Genomic DNA, 17,080 nt, shown 5'->3' with positions numbered 1-17,080 from the left:
GGGCTACACCATACCAAACCACGGGCTGCCCTTGCGCGGGGAGTGGGCCCGTTCTTCCACCCACTGGCCTTGTGCGTCCCAGGTGCGCCATCTACCGGGCTTCAGCAGATGCGGAATTGGCAGCCTGCCGAGCACGCCGGGCAGCTTGGCAAACGCCCCTTGCCCCACGGCACGCCCGCCCAGCGGGAAGTTCCAGGTTGGCGTGGTCGCAGCCGTCACTGGTGTGGCCAAGGCCCGTGCCAATTGGCTGGCGATACCCTGGGGAATAGCTCCGGCATTACAGGCATCGACCAGAATCGGCTCGCCATGCCATATCCCGCACTCGCGTACCAGTGCCGCCAGCGCCGCGCCGTCGGCAATGCCTTGCACGCTGTGCGGCGTGGCGTGGGCAAAGATGCACAGGTAGCCCGGCAGTCGCTTCTCGCGCAGGCCCGAGGCGTACAGCCAGCGGTCGCGGGGCTGGATGAGGATGATTTTCTGGCGCTGGGGGTCGATGGTGGCCACCCTGCGCTGGTGGCGGTCTAGCGCGGTGAAGGCTAGCTGCTGCAGTTCGCTGCCGACTAGCTGTTCCACTGGACCACCCACTGCGCCAGTGCGCTAGCGACATCCCCGCCAGCGGCTGGCAAGCCCAGCACGCCCGCCGCCGCATTCAACGCCGCTAGCGGTTGCGCCAGGTCCAGCGCCTGGGCACCGTTTTGTTTGGAGAGCTTTTCGCCATTTGGGCCAAGCACCAGGGGGGTGTGCAGGTACTGCGGTGTGGGCAGACCCAGGGCCTGTTGCAGCCAGATCTGGCGCGGGGTGTTGTCGGCCAGGTCCTGGCCGCGCACCACGTGGGTGATGCCTCGGGCCGCATCGTCAACCACCACGGCGAGCTGGTAGGCCCACAGGCCATCGGCGCGGCGCAGCACGAAGTCGCCTACCTCGGCGGCCAGGTTTTGCTGCTGGGGGCCGAGCAGGCGGTCGTTCCACGTCAAAATGCCGTTTACTATTAAATTAATAGCTACTGACGTAGGTGGAATATGCGCTAGAGGCCTATTTTCCTTAAATTTGTCGGTACGCAACCGCCAGGCCCGTGCAGGGCGGCCGTGCAAGCCGGAGCGGCAGGTGCCGGGGTAGACCAGCTCGGCGTTGCGGCTGCGTACCTGGCCCTGCGCGGCGCAGGCCACTTCAATTTCTTTGCGCGAGCAGGCGCAGGGGTAAGCCCAGCCGCTGGCCACCAACTGGTCCAGCGCCTGCTGGTACAGGGGGCTGCGGTGCGATTGGTAGGTGGGCGGTGCGTCGGGCTGCAGGCCGCAGGCGGCGAGCTGTTGCAGAATCAGCGCGTCCATGCCGGGCAGGCAGCGCGGAGTGTCCACGTCTTCGATGCGTACCAGCCAAGTGCCACCAACGGCGCGGGCATCGAGCCAACTGGCCAGGGCCGCAACCAAAGAGCCCGCATGCAGCGGGCCCGTGGGGGACGGCGCGAACCGTCCGGTGTAACCTTGTACCAAGCTACTTCTAAGCAATCGCCAGCGCCATCTCCAGGCCGGAGATAAAGGCGTCTTCCACCCGGTGGCCGATGCACCAGTCGCCACAGGCTCCGATGCTGGATTTTTCGTCCCACAGGTGGCTGCGGCCCAAGGGCTGCACGGTCTGGGCGTAGCGCCAGCGGTGCACGGCAGCATGGGAGGGTTCGGCACGGATTCCGGTGACTTCGGTAAAGGCTTTGAGCAGCTTGGCCTGGATGCGGGGGGCATCGTCTTCCAGGTGCTCCAGCGACCAGGCGGCACTGGCCTGCACCGTCCAGCGCTCGATACTGCCGCGCCCAGGCTTGCTGGATTCACGCGATAGCCAAGCGATGCGGTGGTGGTTGCTGCGTGCTGCGTTCCACTGCGGGCCCAGGTGGGCCATGGTGGGCTGCATGGCCTGGGGGAAGGCCAGCATCAGCGTCCAGCAGGGGGCTACTTGTACCGGGTGGATGTCGCGCACCAAGCGGGCGGCCTGGGCCGAGTTTTGCAGCAGGTCCACGGTTTGCGGATTCGGCATGGCCAGCACCACGGCATCAAAGCCGGAGAACACGTGCTGTGCGTCGGCTGCGCCTGGCATGCCGGTGGTACGCAGTTGCCACTGCTTTTTGTTCATCGGGTCGCGCTCGATGCGGGTGACCTGGGTTTCCAGTTCCAGGCGGCCATCGTCGGCCAGCGGCTTGGCCCAGTGCTTGACCAGGCCGCTCATACCGGGCACCGGCACCCAGTGCGGGTCGCGCGAGGGCAGGGCGGCCGAGGCCACGCGGCCAAAGGTATCGAGCACGCGCACCGAGTTGGCGCTCCAGGGTTTGCAGATGCCTTTGGCGGTTTCCAGGGCCAGTGCAAAGCGGGGGTCGCGCACGGTGAAATACTGCGCACCGTGGTCAAACGTGCCAAACGAGGTGCTCCGGGTGGACATGCGCCCGCCTGCGCTGCGGCTTTTGTCGAACACCGAAACGTTGTGACCGGCCTGCACCAGCGTGCGTGCGCAGGCGATACCGGCCATGCCTGCACCAATGACGGCGATCTGGCGGGGGGCTGTAGCACTGGGTTTGTTTGTCATGTGTGTTGGTTTTCTTTGGAGTGGCTACGGAGTGGCGACCAAGCACACTCTACACGTAGTGCGCAGCCGCTTTCCTCGGGGACTCCCCGCGGGTTCAATTGCTTTGTTGCCGCTCTAGCAATGCGGCACGGGTGGCCGGGCTTTTGAGCTGTTGCAGCCACCATTGCAACGCCCGCCCGTGCGTGCCGCCACCCGACTCGGTACGCCATGCGTAGCTGATGTGCAGCAGGCGCGATGGCCGCTCGACGCTGCGGCTCACCAGGCGGCCGGTTTCCAGGTAGGGACGGGCCAGGCCTTCGGGCAAGAAGCCGCAGCCCAGTCCGCGCAGCTGGGCCTCTAGCTTGGCACGCATGCTGGGCACGGTAAACACGTCTTGCCCGCCCAACAGACCAAAGGTCAGCGCATTGCCGCGCTGGGTGGAGTCGGCCACGGCCACGGCGCGGTACTGCTGGATCAGGCTGTCGCTCAGCGGCTCGGGCATGCTGGCCAGCGGGTGGTGCGGTGCCACCACAAAGATGAAGCTCATTTCGCCCAGCAGGGCACCCACGATGTTGCTGTTGGAGATGTTTTCCATCGCCACGCCAATCGCCACATCGGCCTGGCCGGTGACCAGCGCGTCCAGCGTGCCGTACAGCACCTCTTCGCGGATCTTCACCCGCGTGGGCGGGTTCAGCGCAAAAAACGACTCGCACAGCTCCATCACCGTGGAGCGCGAAATCACGCTGTCTACCGCAATCGTGAGCTGCGGCTCCCAGCCGGTGGCCACGCGCTTGACCCGGTTGGCCACGGCATCGATGTCCTCCAGCAGGCGCTGGCCTTCGCGCAGCAGCTCGGACCCGGCCACGGTGAGCTTGGCCTGGCGCGAGCTGCGGTCGAACAGCAGCACGTCCAGCGCGTCCTCGATATTGCGTACCCGGTAGGTCAGGGCGCTGGGCACCATGCCCAGGCTGCGGGCGGCAGCGGCAAAACTGCCCTGGGCGTGGATGGTTACCAGCATGGACAGGGCATCGGGGGTGAGCACATCGCGGGCGGTTTGCATGGTCGGCCTGGTTCCGTTCAAATTTATAAAATGATGCCATCAAATGCGGTGGACTGCCAACACCGTGTACAGGCCCAAAATTCAGGCCATGGATTCGATACGCGGATCTTCATCACAGAACTTACGCAGCGCACCTGTAGCTCCCTTCGGGAGTACAGGGGGCTAGCGGAAGTTCTAACATTCAAGGAGTTCACACATGCTCACTCTCCGTAAATCCCAAGACCGTGGCCACGCCGACCATGGCTGGCTCAAGTCGCACCACAGCTTTTCGTTTGCCGGTTACATGGACCCCAAGCACATGGGCTGGGGCAATCTGCGCGTCATCAACGAAGACACCATCACCCCCGGCGCAGGCTTTGGCACCCACGGCCACCGCGACATGGAAATCATCAGCTACGTGCTGCAAGGCGAGCTGGCGCACCGCGACACCATGGGCAACGTCAAGGGCATCCCGCCCGGCGACGTGCAGCGCATGAGTGCCGGGCGCGGTGTGCAGCACAGCGAGTTCAACCATGCCGACGACCAGACCACGCACTTTCTGCAAATCTGGATCGAGCCGAATGTGAAAGGCATTGCGCCGAGCTACGAGCAAAAGACCTTTGCCGAGAGCGAAAAGCGCGGTGAGCTGCGCCTGGTGGCCTCGCCCGACGGTGCCCAGGGCTCGGTGACCATCCATGCCGATGCGCACCTGTACGCCGGGCTGCTGGACGGTACGGAGTCGGCTACGCTGGCGCTGAACCCGGCCCGCAAGAGCTATGTGCACCTGATCAGCGGCGCGCTGGAAGTGAATGGCGTCGCGCTTTCCACCGGCGATGCGCTGTTGATTGAAAACGAAGCCCTGCTCACCCTGGGCAAGGCCGCAAACGCCGAAGTCCTGGTCTTTGACCTGGCTGCTTGAATTTTTTAACCGGGACTTACGCAAGTTCCCCCTGTAAGTCCGAAGGGCGATACAGGGGCGCTGCGTAAGTCCTATTCACCTCACTCTGAAAGAAAACCATGTTCAAAACCCTCCAAAACCCCCTGAGCTTCGTAGGCCGCCTGCTGCTGGCCGCCCTGTTTCTGCCTGCCGGTATCAGCAAAATCACTGGCTTTGCGGGCACCGTGGGCTACATCGCCTCGGTAGGCCTGCCGTTCCCCACGTTAGGCGCGCTGGCCGCGATTCCGGTCGAAGTGCTGGGCGGCCTGGCGCTGATTTTCGGCCTGGGCACCCGCTGGGCGGCGCTGATTCTGGCCGGTTTCACCCTGGTAGCCAGCTTCTTCTTTCACGCCTACTGGGCGGTGCCTGCCGAGGCCGTGATGGTGACGCAGCTGCTGTTCATCAAGAACATCGCCGTCGTAGGTGGCCTGTTGACCCTGGCCGCCTGGGGTGCCGGTGCCTGGAGCCTGGACGCCAAGCGATAAGGCACACCCCCAGACTGCAGTGCTTCGCATCTTTCGCCAACCCCCTCGCAGGGGGCAACACCAGCAGCCTGGCAAAGCCAGTTCTGCGGTGTTTCTGGTGAATAGCCGTCTCGTTTAAAGTATTTCCCGTTCGTTGTTTTAACCCACCCTAGAAAGTCTGTATGACCAAAACTGTTGTTGTGTACCACTCTGGCTACGGCCACACCCAGCGCGTAGCCCAGGCCGTGGCCGAAGGCGCCAGCGCTGAGCTGATCGCCATCGATGCCGAGGGCAATCTGTCCGAAGCCGGTTGGGCATCGCTCAACGCCGCCGATGCCATCATCTTCGGCACCCCCACCTACATGGGTGGCCCGAGCTGGCAGTTCAAGAAATTTGCCGATGCCACCAGCAAGGCCTGGTTCACCAGCGCCTGGAAAGACAAAGTGTTTGGCGGCTTCACCAACAGCGCCAGCTTCAGCGGCGACAAGCAAGTCACCTTGATCTATCTGCAAACCCTGGCTTCGCAGCAAGGCGGCATCTGGGTCAGCCTGGGCCACATGCCCAGCAACACCAAGGCCGCGACCCGCAACGACATCAACAACCTGGGCGGTTCGGTGGGCGTGCTGGTGCAGTCCCCTTCAGACAGCAGCCCCGCAGAAATGTCGCAAGGCGACCTGGACACCGCTAAGCTCTACGGCAAACGTGTTGCGGATATCACTGCTAAATTTCTGGCCTAACTTTCATGGCTCGGGGTGCTGAGCACCCTGAGCCATGAAAGTTGTTTCACGTTAACTGTTGACCCCCTAGGAGCCCGACCATGCCCATCACCCTGCAACTCACCGGCCATGCCAAAGACTTGGGGGGCGGTTTTGTGGTGCGCCGAGTGCTGCCCGCCGCGGCGCGGCAGTCGGTCGGTCCGTTTTTGTTTTTTGACCACTTCGGTCCGGTGACCGTGCATCCCGGCGGCGGCCACGCGGTGCGCCCGCACCCGCACATCGGGCTGGCCACGGTCACCTATTTATTCGAAGGCGCGATGCTGCACAGTGACAGCCTGGGCTATGTGCAACAAATCGCCCCGGGTGCCATCAACTGGATGACCGCCGGGCGCGGCATCGTCCATTCCGAGCGGCCACCGCCTGCGCTAGCCGCCAGTGCCTACACCAACCACGGCATCCAGCTCTGGGCCGCGTTGCCGCAAGCATTCGAAGAGGTGGAGCCCAGCTTCACCCACACCCCCGCCGCCGACATTCCCGAGCTGGCCGTGGGCGATGCCCAGGTGCGCGTGCTGATCGGCCAGGCCTGGGGCAAAACGTCTCCAGTGGCCACCTTTGCGCCCACTTTGTACCTTGACATCACGCTGCCCGCCGGTGGCCTGCTGGACCTGCCGCCGCTGGCGCAGGAGCTGGCCGTGTACCCGGTGGATGGCGATGTAGAGGTGGATGGCGCGGTGCTGGCCGCCCGCACCCTGGCGCTGCTGCAGCCCGGTGTGACCACGCAGATCCGAGCCACCGCCGCGACCCGGCTGCTGGTGATCGGCGGCGATGCGCTGGACGGCCACCGCTTCATCAGCTGGAACTTCGTTTCCAGCCGCAAGGAACGCATCCTGCAAGCCGAGGGCGACTGGCAAGCCCAGCGCCTGGGCCAGGTGCCGGGCGATGCGGAATTTATCCCGCTGCCTGAAAAACGCCCTCCACAGGCGTAACTCCTAAAATAATAGCTACTAGCGTAGGTGGAACATGCGCTAGCGGCCTATTTCTTATAAATTCTGCTTCAGGGCAGGGCACGGTCTAAATGCGTGTAGCCACCGTCCACAAACAGCCACTGCCCGGTGGTGTGGCTGGCGGCATCGGACAGCAGGAACACGGTGGTGCGGGCGATCTCTTCCGAGGTGGTCATGCGCTGGCCCAGCGGGATTTTGCTGGTAATACTGCGCAGCTTTTCTTCGGCGTTGTCAAAGCTGCTGATCCAGCGCTCGTACAGCGGGGTCATGACCTCGGCGGGGATCACCGCGTTGACGCGCACGCCATCCTTCAACAGCGAGGCCGCCCACTCGCGGGTCAAGGACAGTTGCGCGCCCTTGGAGGCCGTGTAGCCGCTGGTGTCGCCTTGGCCGGTGAGGGCGGTTTTGGATGAGATGTTGACTATTGAGCCGCGCGAGGCCTTCAGGTGTGGCACGCAGTAGTGGGCCATCACGTAATAGTGGATGAGGTTTTTGTCCAGCGAGGCCACAAACGCGTCGCGCCCCGCGTCCAGGCCCACGCTGTCGTTGATGCCCGCGTTGTTGACCAGGCCATCGATACGTTGGAATGTGGCCATGGTCTGCGCCACGGCGGCACCGCAAGCGGCATCGTCTTGCAGGTTGAGCTGGATGAAAAGGAATTGGGGTTGCAGAGCCCCGAGCTGGGCCGCAAAGTCGCTGTTCAAGGCGCTTTTGCCCAGGATGACGGGAATCGCGCCTTCTTGCGCCAGCGCCAGCGAAATCGCGCCGCCAATGCCGCTGCCGCCACCGGTGACGAGGATGACTTTGTCTTTGAGATGCAGATCCATGGGGTTTACTTTAAGTTGAGGTTGTAGCAACGGATGGCGTTGCCGGACCAGAAGGCAGTTTGTTCGGAATCAGACAGGCGCCGTGCCGCCCAGGTCTGCGCCAACTGGTGCACGGCGGGGTAGGGCGCGGCCAGCTCGCACACAGGCCAGTCGGAGCCAAACAGCAGGCGCGCCGGGCCAAAGGCTTCCAGTGCGGTGTCAAAGCAGTCCCACACGGTTTGCTGCACGGCAGTGGGCAGGCCATCGGCAACATTGGCAAAAGGCCAGGCGGCTTCGGTCACCAGGCCCGACAGCTTGCACACCACGTGGGGCAAGGCGGCCAGCGTCTTGAGCGACTGGGTCCATTGCGGCATGTACTCGGGATTCTTGAGCGGCGGCTTGCCCAGGTGGTCCAGCACCAACCAGTGGGCATCGTGCGTGGCGCAGAAGTCGATGACCAGGGGCATCTGGTGGGCAAACACCAGTACGTCGTAGCTCAGCTCTTTGCTTTGCAGCAGAGCCACGCCGCGCCGAAACAGCGGGTTGTTGACGACTTGCGCCACATCGGGCTCGTCTTGCAGGATATGGCGAAAGCCGCGCAGCTTCGGTTGCTGCGCCCAGCCGTCGAGCTGTGCTTCCAGTACAGGGCTGGCCAGGTCGGCCCAGCCCACTATGCCCAGGATGCTGGGGTTGTGTGCGGCCAGGTCGAGCAGAAAGTCGGTCTCTGCCGCCTCGGTACGGGCTTGCACGGCGATGGAGCCGGTGACTCCGCTGCGGTGCATGGGGCAATCGCTGGGCGATCGGTCCTGCGCCAGTACTGCCATGCCGGGGCTAATCCACGGAAAAGCCGCGGGCTCAAAACGCCAGTAGTGCTGGTGGCTGTCGATTTTTTGCATTACTTTTTGAAGGCGTACTGCACCAAGGTCTCGGGCAGCATTTCGATGGAGAAGCCTGCCGCAGTGGGTGGCATGTAAGCCGCGTTCTGGATGACGCAGGGCTCTTTGAAATGTTCGTGCAGATGGTCCACGTACTCGATGACGCGGCCTTCACGGGTGCCGGCGATGCTGAGAAAGTCGATCATCGACAGGTGCTGCACGTACTCGCACAGGCCCACGCCGCCCGCGTGCGGGCACACCGGCAGGTTGTATTTGGCGGCCATCAGCATGACGGCCAGGATTTCGTTGACACCGCCGAGGCGGCAGGAGTCGATCTGCACCACGTCAATCGCGCCGCGCATGATGAACTGCTTGAACATGATGCGGTTTTGGCACATTTCGCCAGTGGCGACCTGCATCGGTGCGATGCTTTCGCGGATCACGCGGTGGCCTTCGATATCGTCGGGGCTGGTGGGTTCTTCGATGAACCAGGGTTTGGCAAAGGCCAGGTCTTTCAGCCAGTCCACCGCCTGGCCCACGTCCCAGACCTGGTTGGCATCGATCATCAAATGCCGGTCCGGGCCCAGCACTTCGCGGGCGATGCGCAGGCGGCGGATGTCGTCGGCCTTGTCGCGGCCTACCTTGAGCTTGACGTGGTTGAAGCCCGCGTCTACCGCTTCCTGGCACAGGCGGCGCAGCTTTTCATCGCCATAGCCCAACCAGCCGGCGGAGGTGGTGTAGCAGGGGTAGCCTTCGCGCTGCAAGGTGGCCAGGCGCTCGGCCTTGCCTACGGCGCGCTCGGTCAGCAGGGCCAGGGCTTCATCGGGGGTGATGCAGTCGGTGATGTAGCGAAAGTCGATGCAGCGCACCAGCTCTTCGGGGCTCATTTCGCCCACCAGTTGCCACACCGGCTTGCCCACCGATTTGGCCCACAGGTCCCACACGGCGTTGACCACCGCGCCGGTGGCCAGGTGGATCGCGCCTTTGTCGGGGCCGATCCAACGCAGTTGGCTGTCGGAGGTGATGTGGCGCCAGAAACGGCCCATGTCGGCCACTATCCAGTCCAGGTCCAGGCCTACCACCAGGTGCTGCATGGCGTGGATGGCGGCGCAGCAGATGTCGTTGCCGCGGCCGATGGTGAAGGTCAGGCCGTGGCCATTCAGGCCGGGCTGGTCGGTTTCCAGGATGACGTAGGCGGCGGAATAGTCGGGGTCCGGGTTCATCGCATCCGAGCCGTCCAGGTGCTGCGAGGTGGGGAAGCGCAGGTCGATGGCGCGCAGGGATTGGATGACAGGCATGCGGGGGCTCTTAAGAATGAAGAAAAAAAGGAGGAGGCTCCCGCAGGAGCCTCGAAAAACCGTCAGGCTTTAGTCGTACAACACGGCGGCGATCTTGGGATCGTCGATGTTGGACTTGTCGTAGAAGTAGAAGCCGGTGTCGATGATCTTGGGCAGTTTTTCGCCCTTGAGTGCCTTCACGGCGGCTTCAACGGTTTTGTAGCCAATGCCCACTGGGTTTTGGGTGATGGCACCGGCCATGGCACCGCTGCGCACGGCTTCTTTTTGCTGCTTGCCCGAGTCGTAGCCGATGATGACGATGTTGCGCTTCATCTCTTTGGCACCATTCAGCACGCCGATGGCCGAACCTTCATTGGCACCAAAAATGCCTTTGATGTTGGGGTTGGCTTGCAGGATGGACTTGGTGATTTCGGTGGACTTCAACTGGTCGCCGCCGCCGTATTGCACGCTGACAATCTTGATGTTGGGATAGGTCGATTTGATGCGCTCCACAAAGCCGTCGCGCCGGTCTACACCGGTACGGCTGGTCTGGTCGTGCACCACCAGGGCCACTTCACCGGCTTTACCGATCAGGCCGGCCATCTTGTCGGCAGCCAGGGCGGCAGCGGCCTTGTTGTCGGTGGTGGCGGTGGTCACAGGAATGTCGCTGTCCACGCCCGAGTCAAAGGCCACGACCGGGATGTGCGCGGCCTGGGCTTTTTTCAGCAGCGGAATGGCGGCCTGGCTGTCCAGCGCGGCAAAGCCGATGGCGGAGGGCTTCTTGGCCAGGGCCGAGGACAGCATGTCGATTTGCTTGTCCACCATGGCTTCGGTCTCTGGGCCTTCAAAGGTGACTTTGACCTTCAGGTCTTTACCGGCCTGGTCGGCACCTTGCTTTACGGCCTGCCAGAACTGGTGCTGGAAGCCCTTGGACACCAGCGGAATGTAAATTTCATCGGCTGCAAAGCTTTTGCCGGTGAATAAAGAAGTCAAGCTAAAACCAACGGCAAGGCAAATCAGTTGTTTTTTAAAAATCATGTCGTATCTCCAAATATTATAGGTATCGAAACTGCTATGGGGTGCGTGAAGTACTCGTGGGTTATTTGCGCCTCCTTAAAATATCGGCATACACCGCCAAAATAATGATGATCCCGGTAATCACGGTTTGCCATTCCTGTGCTACCGACATAATACGCAGCCCGTTGGTCAATACGCTCATGATGAAGGCTCCAATAATGGTTCCCAATATCGTGCCCGCACCGCCGCTAAGTGAAGTGCCTCCAATCACCACCGCCGCGATCGCATCCAGCTCGTAGCCTTGCCCCAAAGCGGGCTGGGCGGAGTTAAGGCGCGAGGCAATCAGCAAACCGGCAATACCGCAAATGGCGCCGTTAAGCGAATAGATAATTATTTTCCAGCGGTCTACATTTACACCGGATAAACGCACAGCTTCTTCGTTACTGCCTAATGCAAAGGTGTAGCTGCCCAAAATAGTTTTATTCAAAATCAGGCTAGAAACAATCGCTACCACGAACAGAATTAGCACCGCGTTGGGAATCGGCAGGCTGGGGAAGAAATAGCCGATCAGCGACTCTTGCGAGATATACGAGAAATTCGGCGTGTCGTTGAAGTAAATCGGCTTGGTGCCCGAGATCACCAATGACAAACCTTTGAGCAGCATCATCATGCCCAGCGTGGCAATAAAAGGCGGGATCTTCAGCTTGGCGATCAAAAAACCCGACACCCAGCCCGCCAGCGCGCCAAACACAATTGCCGCCGCCACGCCCAGGTACATGGGCAGGCCCCAGTAGGTCATGAAGACCCCGGCCATCACCGCGCAAAACGTCATCAGCGTGCCCACCGACAGGTCGATTCCCGAGGTGATGATGACGAAGGTGCAGGCAATCGCCAGCACGCCGTTGACCGCCGTGGCCTGCAGGATGCCGACCAGGTTGTCGGTTTGCAAGAAGTTGGGCGAGGCGGCGCTGAAAAATACCATCAGCCCCACCAGGCTGGTAAAGGCCAGCAGCTTTTGCCGGGTGCTTTGGCTGAACAGGGCGGCTTTGAGGCGTTGGGCGGGGGACAGGTTGGACATGTAGCGGCTCTTTGTTTTCAATGTGCGGGCACTTCGCGCTGTGTGGCGAGTTGCATGATTTTTTCTTGGGTGGCTTCGGCCGCAGACAGCTCGCCGGTGATGCGGCCCTCGCACATCACTACAATGCGGTGGCTCATGCGCAGCACCTCGGGCAGCTCGCTGGAGATCATCACAATGGCGCGGCCCTGCTCGGCCAAGGCGTGCAGCAGCTTGTAGATTTCAGCCTTGGCCCCTACGTCGATGCCGCGCGTGGGCTCGTCAAAAAACAGCACCTCGCAGTCGCGCAGCAGCCATTTGGCAATCACAATTTTTTGCTGGTTGCCGCCCGACAGCAGCCCGGCGCGCTGGAAGATGGACGGGGTTTTGATACCCAACTGGCCCACGTATTTCTGCGTCACGGCTTCAATGTCATTGCGCTTGAGCCAGAAGCCCATAGACACAAAACTTTTCAAGTTGGCCAGCAGGATGTTGGACTGCACGTCCATGCCGGTGGCCAGACCGTAGCGTTTGCGGTCTTCGGATAAATAGCCAATGCCGAACCTGACCGCGTCGCTGGGGGCTTTGATGTCCACCACCTGGCCTTTGACCCGGATCTCGCCCGCGTCGCGCGCATCGGCCCCAAAGATGGCCCGCGCCACCTCGGTGCGGCCCGCGCCCATCAGCCCGGCAAAGCCCAGAATCTCGCCCTTGCGCACGCTAAAGCTCACGTCCTTGATGCTGCGGCCCCGGTTCAAGCCCTTGACTTCCAGCATCACGGCATCGCTGTCGCCTGTATGGGCGTAGGCCACCGGCTGGTGCACTTCCAAGGCGCGGCCCACCATCATGCCGATGATGGTGTCCATACTGGTGGTGGCGGTGGGTACGGTGCCGATGTATTCGCCGTCGCGCATCACGGTGACGCGGTCGCTGATGACCTTGAGCTCGTCCATCTTGTGCGAGATATAGACAATGCCCACGCCCTGGCTTTTCAGCTGGCGGATGATGCGAAACAGGTCGTCGATCTCGGCGTTGTTCAGCGCGGCGGTGGGCTCGTCCATGATCAGCACGCGGGAGTCGAATGACAGCGCCTTGGCAATCTCCACCATCTGCTGCTTGGCCACGGTGAGCTCGCCTACCTCGACGCGCGGGTCCAGTTGCAGGTGCAGGCGGTCGAAGATGGTTTGGGTGTCATCCACCATCTTTTGCTGGTCCACAAACAGGCCAAAGCGCCCCATGGGTTCGCGCCCGATGAAGATGTTTTGCGCGGCGCTGAGGTGGTTCATCAGGTTCAGCTCCTGGTGGATGATGCCGATCCCTAAAGCCTGCGCTGCGCGCGGCGTGGGGATGTCCACGGCTTTCCCGTCCATCTGGATCTCGCCTGCGTCCTTGGTGTACACGCCTGCCAGCACCTTCATCAGCGTGGATTTGCCTGCGCCGTTTTCCCCCATCAGCGCATGCACCTCGCCGGGGGCCAGTTCAAACTGGCAATCGTTCAGCGCCTTCACGCCGGGGAACGACTTGCTCAGATGGGTGATGCTTATGAGTGCTGCCATGCGGTCCTATAGAGGAGGTATAGGGGTTTGTATTTATATGCAAACAAAGTGTTCATGGATGAACATTGGCGCAATACTATGGCGTGAAGCAGGCCGCGCGTCTCGGTACTTTCCCTCAACAACTAATTACATTTATGACTAAAGCAGACAAGGTGGCACCGGACGACCGCTACCGCGCCCCCGCACTCGACAAAGGCTTGGACATTCTGGAGCTGCTGGCCAGCCAACCCCAGGGCCTGACCCGGGCCGAAATCGTCAAAGCCATGGACCGCGGTGCCAGCGAGATCTACCGCATGCTGGAGCGGCTGGTGATGCGCCAGTACGTAATGCGATCGGTCTCGGGCGACCGCTATGCGCTGAGCCTGAAGCTGTTTGCCCTGGCCCACATGCACCCACCGCTGAACCGCCTGGTCTCGCAGGCGCTGCCGCTGATGGATGTGTTTGCCCAGCGGGCCGAGCAGTCTTGCCACATGGGTGTGTACGACCGGGGCAGCGTGTTGATCACCGCCCAGGTCAACGGCCCCAGCGCCTGGGGCATGTCCACCCGGCTAGGCGCACGCGTGGGTCTGGTGGATTCGGCCTCGGGCCACGTGCTGCTGGCCTTCAGCGATGCCGAACGCACCGCGCGCATGCTGGCCGAGCACACGACGCTGGACGGCGAAGTGCCCATGGACAGTGCCGACCTGGCGGTCGTGCTGGACACCGTGCGGCGGCTCGGCTACCGCCAGGGCAATAGCTTGCAGTCTTTTGGCGTGGTGGATATTTCATACCCGATTTTGGGCGTGGACGGCAACGCCCTGGCGGCGCTGACGTGCCCGTACATCCGCCGCATCGACCGGCATGCCGGGCCCACCGAAGACGACGCGCGGGCTTATCTGCTGGATGCAGCGCGGGCTTTATCGCTGCTGACGCTGGCTACTTCGGCACCGTAAACGCTAGCGGCCCGCCGTCGCACATCCCGTCGGACAGCACCAGCACCTCGTAGCTGCTGGGCGTTTCTTTTAGCACGGTCAGAGCCTCGAGCTTGATTTCTTTGTCGCAGTCGCGCAGCTTTACTTTGCCCAGATCCAGCGATGCCAACACCTTGGGCGTGACCGGGGTGGGGCTGGGTTTGCCGTCCCACCAGGCCAGGGTCCAGCCCACGCCTTGGTGGGCTTCCACATCGTCCGGCCCGGCCAGCAGCAGAAAGCCTTTGTCTACGGTTTCCATGTCGCGGATGCCGCGCCCGGCGCCCAGGACCAGCGGGGTCACCGTGGCCTGCACGGCAGCAGCGGGGCTGAAGAGTGCATCGGCATCTACCGCCAGCACAGCCCCCATGCTGCGCAGGCCAAAGTATAGGCGCCCATCGCGCACGGCCAGGCCTTCGATGTTGACCCCGGCATCCGCGCCCAGGCAGGCGCGCTCCTGGGCAAAGGACTGCAGCGCGGGCTGGGCTTGCATCACGCTCCACAAACGCCCGGTGTCGGCATAGCCCACCAGCTTGCCGTCGGCACTGCGCAGGGCGCGGCCCGTGGCCGGGTCGCGTTGGAAGCGGATCACGTGGCGGCTGTGCGGGTTGCTTTCGCAGCTGTTGCGCTTGGCCGAATGCGAGCCGGTGACGTAAAAATTGCGCCCGTCGGTGGCTGCGCCCTCGGCATCCAGCTCACCGGTGTTGTCGCGCAACAGCAGCGGGGCGGGCTCTGCCACCAGCGCCGCGTCGTGCAGCGTGGCCCAGCGGGCTTCCACGCCCTCGTCAAACGCCAGCAGGCATACGCGCTGATTTTTGGTATCCAGGCTGCAGGCGATGCCGCTGACCGACTGGCGGGTTTTCAGCTCCTTCTTTTTGCCCAGGTCGAAGTCGAACCCGGCCTGCACCGGCCACACGCCGCCGTGCGGCTGGATGCTGGGCGCTGTCTGGGTTTGGGCCTGGGCGCTGGCCACGGCCAAAAGCAGACCGGCAGCGGTTTGGAGGAGCGGTGTGGACGGCGGCATAGTGCGTGGCTCCAAAGTAGGTTTGCTATAAAAATAGTAGCTTATAGTGTAGGTGGAATATACGCTAGAGGCCGATTTCTTATAAATCTAGGGCTACAGATTCTTGAGCGCATTGCGGGTCAATTGCTCCAGCAGGTCTTTGCGGTACTTGCGCCAGGCGTCAATGGACAGGTAGCGCGGCGGTGCGGTGCTGGACGGGGCCTCGGCACTGCGGCGTGGGCACAGCCAACCCATGGCGGGGCGCTCGCCCAGCATTTCTTCCATGGTAATGGCCTCCAGGATGGCGGCGGACTTGTCGGGCAGCGGCATACGGGCGGCTTTTTGCAGCAGCGGTTGCAGCCGGTCCAGCCCGCCGTACCAGGTTTGCAGGTGCTCGGCCTTGCTGCGGTCGGTGCAGCGCATGCCGTCCAGGGTCAGCGCCAGCTTGGCATGGAAGAAGAAGATGACGGCTTCATCGTCGTAGTTGTCGAGGTTGTTGGTGCCGCTGCGCATGCGGGCCAGGTCCATGGCGTAGGCAAACGAGTAGCGCGCGTCGGCGTTTTCCGACAGCACGCGCCAGCGCAGCCAACTGGCGTTGACCAGCAGGTCGGCGCTGTTGAGCGCGCCGGTGGTTTGGTCCAGCGGGGCCTTGCCCACCTGGGGGTCGGTTTCCGCGTCCAAGCTTGTCCAGGCGGCGGCCGCTGCGTCTGTGGGCGGGGCGGCCCGCAGCGCCCGCGTCCTCTCCGCGGCTTCCCGCCAGCGGGGAATGCCTTCAGTGGACTTGATGCGCTGGATGTCGGCAAAGCTGGTGGCTTGGGCTGCGCCCAGGCAGGCCCAAAGCAGCGCGGCGGCAAGCCACTTCATGCGGGGAGATGCAGTGGCAGCGATGCGCTGGCCCACTGGTGTACGGCGGCAATGTCGTCGGGCGATGTGCGGCAGCAGCCGCCGATGAGCCGGGCCCCGCGTGCGTGCCAGCCACGGGCCTGGTCGGCAAAGTGCGAGGCGCTGGGATTGCCGTGCCACTGCTTGTGGGTGGCGTCATAGTGCTCGCCCGAATTGGGGTAGACCAGCAGCGGCTTGGTGGTGCGCGCATGCATCTGGTCCACCAGCGAGGCAATGTACTCGGGCGCGGTGCAGTTCACGCCCACGGCCACCACCTGGGCGTAACCGTCCAACGCGGCCACGCAGTCGCCCAGCAGCTCACCTTCGCTGGTGTGCAGGCCGTCGCGGCACGAGAAGCTGATCCACGCCGCCGCGCCGGGAAATTCAGGCAGCAGGCGGGCGAGGGCGCGGGCCTCGGCTAGGCAGGGAATGGTTTCGCAGGCCAGCAGGTCGGCCCCGGCATCCACCAGCACGGCCAGGCGGGGGCGGTGGAAGTCCATCAGGGCTTCTTCGCTCAGGCCGTAGTGGCCGCGGTACTCCGAGCCGTTGGCCAGCATCGCGCCATACGGGCCCACCGACGCGGCCACCAGCGGCTGGATGCGGCCCACGCGATGCGCGGGCTCGGCCCAAAAGGTGTCGCGGGCTTCCACCGCCAGCCGCACGGCGTTGCGCATCAGCTGGGCGGCGGTGGCGGCATCGAAGCCGCGCTTGGCAAAGCCCTCAAAAGTGGCCTGGTAGCTGGCGGTGGTGGCCACGTCGGCCCCGGCCTGGAAGTAGTCCAGGTGCACCTGGTAGATCAGCGCGGGCTGCTCGATCAGCAGCTTGGCGGACCACAGTGGGTCGTTCAGATCGGCACCCCGGCGCTCCAGTTCGGTGGCCAGTGCTCCGTCCAAAATCACCAGTGGCCGCTGGGCGAAGAAAGCGGTTAAAGGGGAGAGAGGTGAAGAAAGTGGCAT

Annotated in this window: 18 protein-coding genes; 5 read left to right on the top strand and 13 right to left on the bottom strand. The window is 63.1% G+C overall.

Annotated features, from left to right (window positions below):
- Positions 1–3: 3 nt before the first annotated feature.
- The 4 genes from Q0T48_RS08435 to Q0T48_RS08420 form a co-directional block, all read right to left on the bottom strand.
- On the bottom strand, positions 4–573 hold the full coding sequence (locus Q0T48_RS08435) for a hypothetical protein (RefSeq protein ID WP_295955035.1): 570 nt from the start codon (positions 571–573) through the stop codon (positions 4–6).
- Positions 561–1,490: a tRNA glutamyl-Q(34) synthetase GluQRS gene (gene gluQRS / locus Q0T48_RS08430; RefSeq protein WP_295955033.1), complete on the bottom strand. Its 930-nt coding sequence runs from the start codon at positions 1,488–1,490 to the stop codon at positions 561–563. Before gluQRS ends, Q0T48_RS08435 begins: the two co-directional genes overlap by 13 nt.
- Before the next feature lie 7 nt (positions 1,491–1,497).
- Positions 1,498–2,568: an FAD-dependent oxidoreductase gene (locus Q0T48_RS08425; protein ID WP_295955031.1), complete on the bottom strand. Its 1,071-nt coding sequence runs from the start codon at positions 2,566–2,568 to the stop codon at positions 1,498–1,500.
- 94 nt (positions 2,569–2,662) lie between these two features.
- Positions 2,663–3,607, bottom strand: a complete 945-nt coding sequence (locus Q0T48_RS08420; protein ID WP_295955027.1) for a LysR family transcriptional regulator — start codon at positions 3,605–3,607, stop codon at positions 2,663–2,665.
- A 196-nt stretch (positions 3,608–3,803) separates the two neighbouring features.
- Between Q0T48_RS08420 and Q0T48_RS08415 the strand changes: the two genes are divergently transcribed.
- From Q0T48_RS08415 to Q0T48_RS08400, 4 genes are all read left to right on the top strand, one after another.
- Complete coding sequence (locus Q0T48_RS08415; RefSeq protein ID WP_295955025.1) at positions 3,804–4,505, top strand: pirin family protein; 702 nt, start codon at positions 3,804–3,806, stop codon at positions 4,503–4,505.
- A 98-nt stretch (positions 4,506–4,603) separates the two neighbouring features.
- Positions 4,604–5,008: a DoxX family protein gene (locus tag Q0T48_RS08410; protein WP_295955022.1), complete on the top strand. Its 405-nt coding sequence runs from the start codon at positions 4,604–4,606 to the stop codon at positions 5,006–5,008.
- Between the two features lie 161 nt (positions 5,009–5,169).
- Complete coding sequence (locus Q0T48_RS08405) at positions 5,170–5,724, top strand: flavodoxin family protein (RefSeq protein WP_295955019.1); 555 nt, start codon at positions 5,170–5,172, stop codon at positions 5,722–5,724.
- Positions 5,725–5,804: 80 nt separating this feature from the next.
- Positions 5,805–6,689, top strand: coding sequence for a pirin family protein (locus tag Q0T48_RS08400; RefSeq protein ID WP_295955018.1), 885 nt, complete (start codon positions 5,805–5,807; stop codon positions 6,687–6,689).
- Between the two features lie 68 nt (positions 6,690–6,757).
- Here Q0T48_RS08400 and Q0T48_RS08395 read toward each other — a convergent pair whose 3' ends face one another.
- The 6 genes from Q0T48_RS08395 to Q0T48_RS08370 form a co-directional block, all read right to left on the bottom strand.
- Positions 6,758–7,534, bottom strand: coding sequence for an SDR family oxidoreductase (locus Q0T48_RS08395; RefSeq protein WP_295955015.1), 777 nt, complete (start codon positions 7,532–7,534; stop codon positions 6,758–6,760).
- Positions 7,535–7,539: 5 nt separating this feature from the next.
- On the bottom strand, positions 7,540–8,409 hold the full coding sequence (locus Q0T48_RS08390) for an amidohydrolase family protein (RefSeq protein ID WP_295955012.1): 870 nt from the start codon (positions 8,407–8,409) through the stop codon (positions 7,540–7,542).
- Entirely contained in the window at positions 8,409–9,686 is a 1,278-nt protein-coding gene (locus tag Q0T48_RS08385) for an L-fuconate dehydratase (protein WP_295955011.1), read from the bottom strand. Before Q0T48_RS08385 ends, Q0T48_RS08390 begins: the two co-directional genes overlap by 1 nt.
- A 69-nt stretch (positions 9,687–9,755) precedes the next feature.
- Positions 9,756–10,700 (bottom strand): ABC transporter substrate-binding protein, encoded by a 945-nt coding sequence (locus Q0T48_RS08380; RefSeq protein ID WP_295955226.1) that lies wholly within the window; start codon positions 10,698–10,700, stop codon positions 9,756–9,758.
- A gap of 64 nt (positions 10,701–10,764) precedes the next feature.
- Positions 10,765–11,760: an ABC transporter permease gene (locus Q0T48_RS08375; protein WP_295955008.1), complete on the bottom strand. Its 996-nt coding sequence runs from the start codon at positions 11,758–11,760 to the stop codon at positions 10,765–10,767.
- A gap of 17 nt (positions 11,761–11,777) precedes the next feature.
- The gene (locus Q0T48_RS08370; RefSeq protein ID WP_295955005.1) at positions 11,778–13,292 is read right to left on the bottom strand and encodes a sugar ABC transporter ATP-binding protein; all 1,515 of its coding nucleotides are present in this window, start codon (positions 13,290–13,292) and stop codon (positions 11,778–11,780) included.
- Positions 13,293–13,426: 134 nt separating this feature from the next.
- Between Q0T48_RS08370 and Q0T48_RS08365 the strand changes: the two genes are divergently transcribed.
- Entirely contained in the window at positions 13,427–14,224 is a 798-nt protein-coding gene (locus tag Q0T48_RS08365) for an IclR family transcriptional regulator (RefSeq protein WP_295955002.1), read from the top strand.
- On the opposite strand, the gene Q0T48_RS08360 is transcribed toward Q0T48_RS08365, so the two are convergent.
- The 3 genes from Q0T48_RS08360 to mmuM all read right to left on the bottom strand — a co-directional run bounded on the left by Q0T48_RS08360 (position 14,208) and on the right by mmuM (position 17,080).
- Positions 14,208–15,263: a DUF3616 domain-containing protein gene (locus tag Q0T48_RS08360; protein ID WP_295954999.1), complete on the bottom strand. Its 1,056-nt coding sequence runs from the start codon at positions 15,261–15,263 to the stop codon at positions 14,208–14,210. The two genes, Q0T48_RS08365 and Q0T48_RS08360, sit on opposite strands and share 17 nt — an antisense overlap.
- 93 nt (positions 15,264–15,356) lie before the next feature.
- Positions 15,357–16,106, bottom strand: a complete 750-nt coding sequence (locus Q0T48_RS08355; protein ID WP_295954997.1) for a hypothetical protein — start codon at positions 16,104–16,106, stop codon at positions 15,357–15,359.
- The gene (gene mmuM, locus Q0T48_RS08350; RefSeq protein ID WP_295954995.1) at positions 16,103–17,080 is read right to left on the bottom strand and encodes a homocysteine S-methyltransferase; all 978 of its coding nucleotides are present in this window, start codon (positions 17,078–17,080) and stop codon (positions 16,103–16,105) included. Before mmuM ends, Q0T48_RS08355 begins: the two co-directional genes overlap by 4 nt.

Source organism: Rhodoferax sp., from assembly GCF_025354435.1.
Taxonomy (GTDB): Bacteria; Pseudomonadota; Gammaproteobacteria; order Burkholderiales; family Burkholderiaceae_C; genus Rhodoferax_B.
Note: the sequence above shows the minus strand (reverse complement) of the source record. Positions and strands in the feature narration are given on the sequence as shown.

Coding starts and splice junctions, on each gene's coding strand:
- Q0T48_RS08420 (WP_295955027.1), bottom strand. CDS start 3,607: ATGCAAACCGCCCGCGATGTGCTCACCCCCGATGCCCTGTCCATGCTG.
- Q0T48_RS08390 (WP_295955012.1), bottom strand. CDS start 8,409: ATGCAAAAAATCGACAGCCACCAGCACTACTGGCGTTTTGAGCCCGCG.
- Q0T48_RS08385 (WP_295955011.1), bottom strand. CDS start 9,686: ATGCCTGTCATCCAATCCCTGCGCGCCATCGACCTGCGCTTCCCCACC.
- Q0T48_RS08405 (WP_295955019.1), top strand. CDS start 5,170: ATGACCAAAACTGTTGTTGTGTACCACTCTGGCTACGGCCACACCCAG.
- mmuM (WP_295954995.1), bottom strand. CDS start 17,080: ATGCCACTTTCTTCACCTCTCTCCCCTTTAACCGCTTTCTTCGCCCAG.
- Q0T48_RS08360 (WP_295954999.1), bottom strand. CDS start 15,263: ATGCCGCCGTCCACACCGCTCCTCCAAACCGCTGCCGGTCTGCTTTTG.
- Q0T48_RS08400 (WP_295955018.1), top strand. CDS start 5,805: ATGCCCATCACCCTGCAACTCACCGGCCATGCCAAAGACTTGGGGGGC.
- Q0T48_RS08410 (WP_295955022.1), top strand. CDS start 4,604: ATGTTCAAAACCCTCCAAAACCCCCTGAGCTTCGTAGGCCGCCTGCTG.
- Q0T48_RS08395 (WP_295955015.1), bottom strand. CDS start 7,534: ATGGATCTGCATCTCAAAGACAAAGTCATCCTCGTCACCGGTGGCGGC.
- Q0T48_RS08355 (WP_295954997.1), bottom strand. CDS start 16,106: ATGAAGTGGCTTGCCGCCGCGCTGCTTTGGGCCTGCCTGGGCGCAGCC.
- Q0T48_RS08365 (WP_295955002.1), top strand. CDS start 13,427: ATGACTAAAGCAGACAAGGTGGCACCGGACGACCGCTACCGCGCCCCC.
- Q0T48_RS08370 (WP_295955005.1), bottom strand. CDS start 13,292: ATGGCAGCACTCATAAGCATCACCCATCTGAGCAAGTCGTTCCCCGGC.
- Q0T48_RS08425 (WP_295955031.1), bottom strand. CDS start 2,568: ATGACAAACAAACCCAGTGCTACAGCCCCCCGCCAGATCGCCGTCATT.
- Q0T48_RS08415 (WP_295955025.1), top strand. CDS start 3,804: ATGCTCACTCTCCGTAAATCCCAAGACCGTGGCCACGCCGACCATGGC.
- Q0T48_RS08375 (WP_295955008.1), bottom strand. CDS start 11,760: ATGTCCAACCTGTCCCCCGCCCAACGCCTCAAAGCCGCCCTGTTCAGC.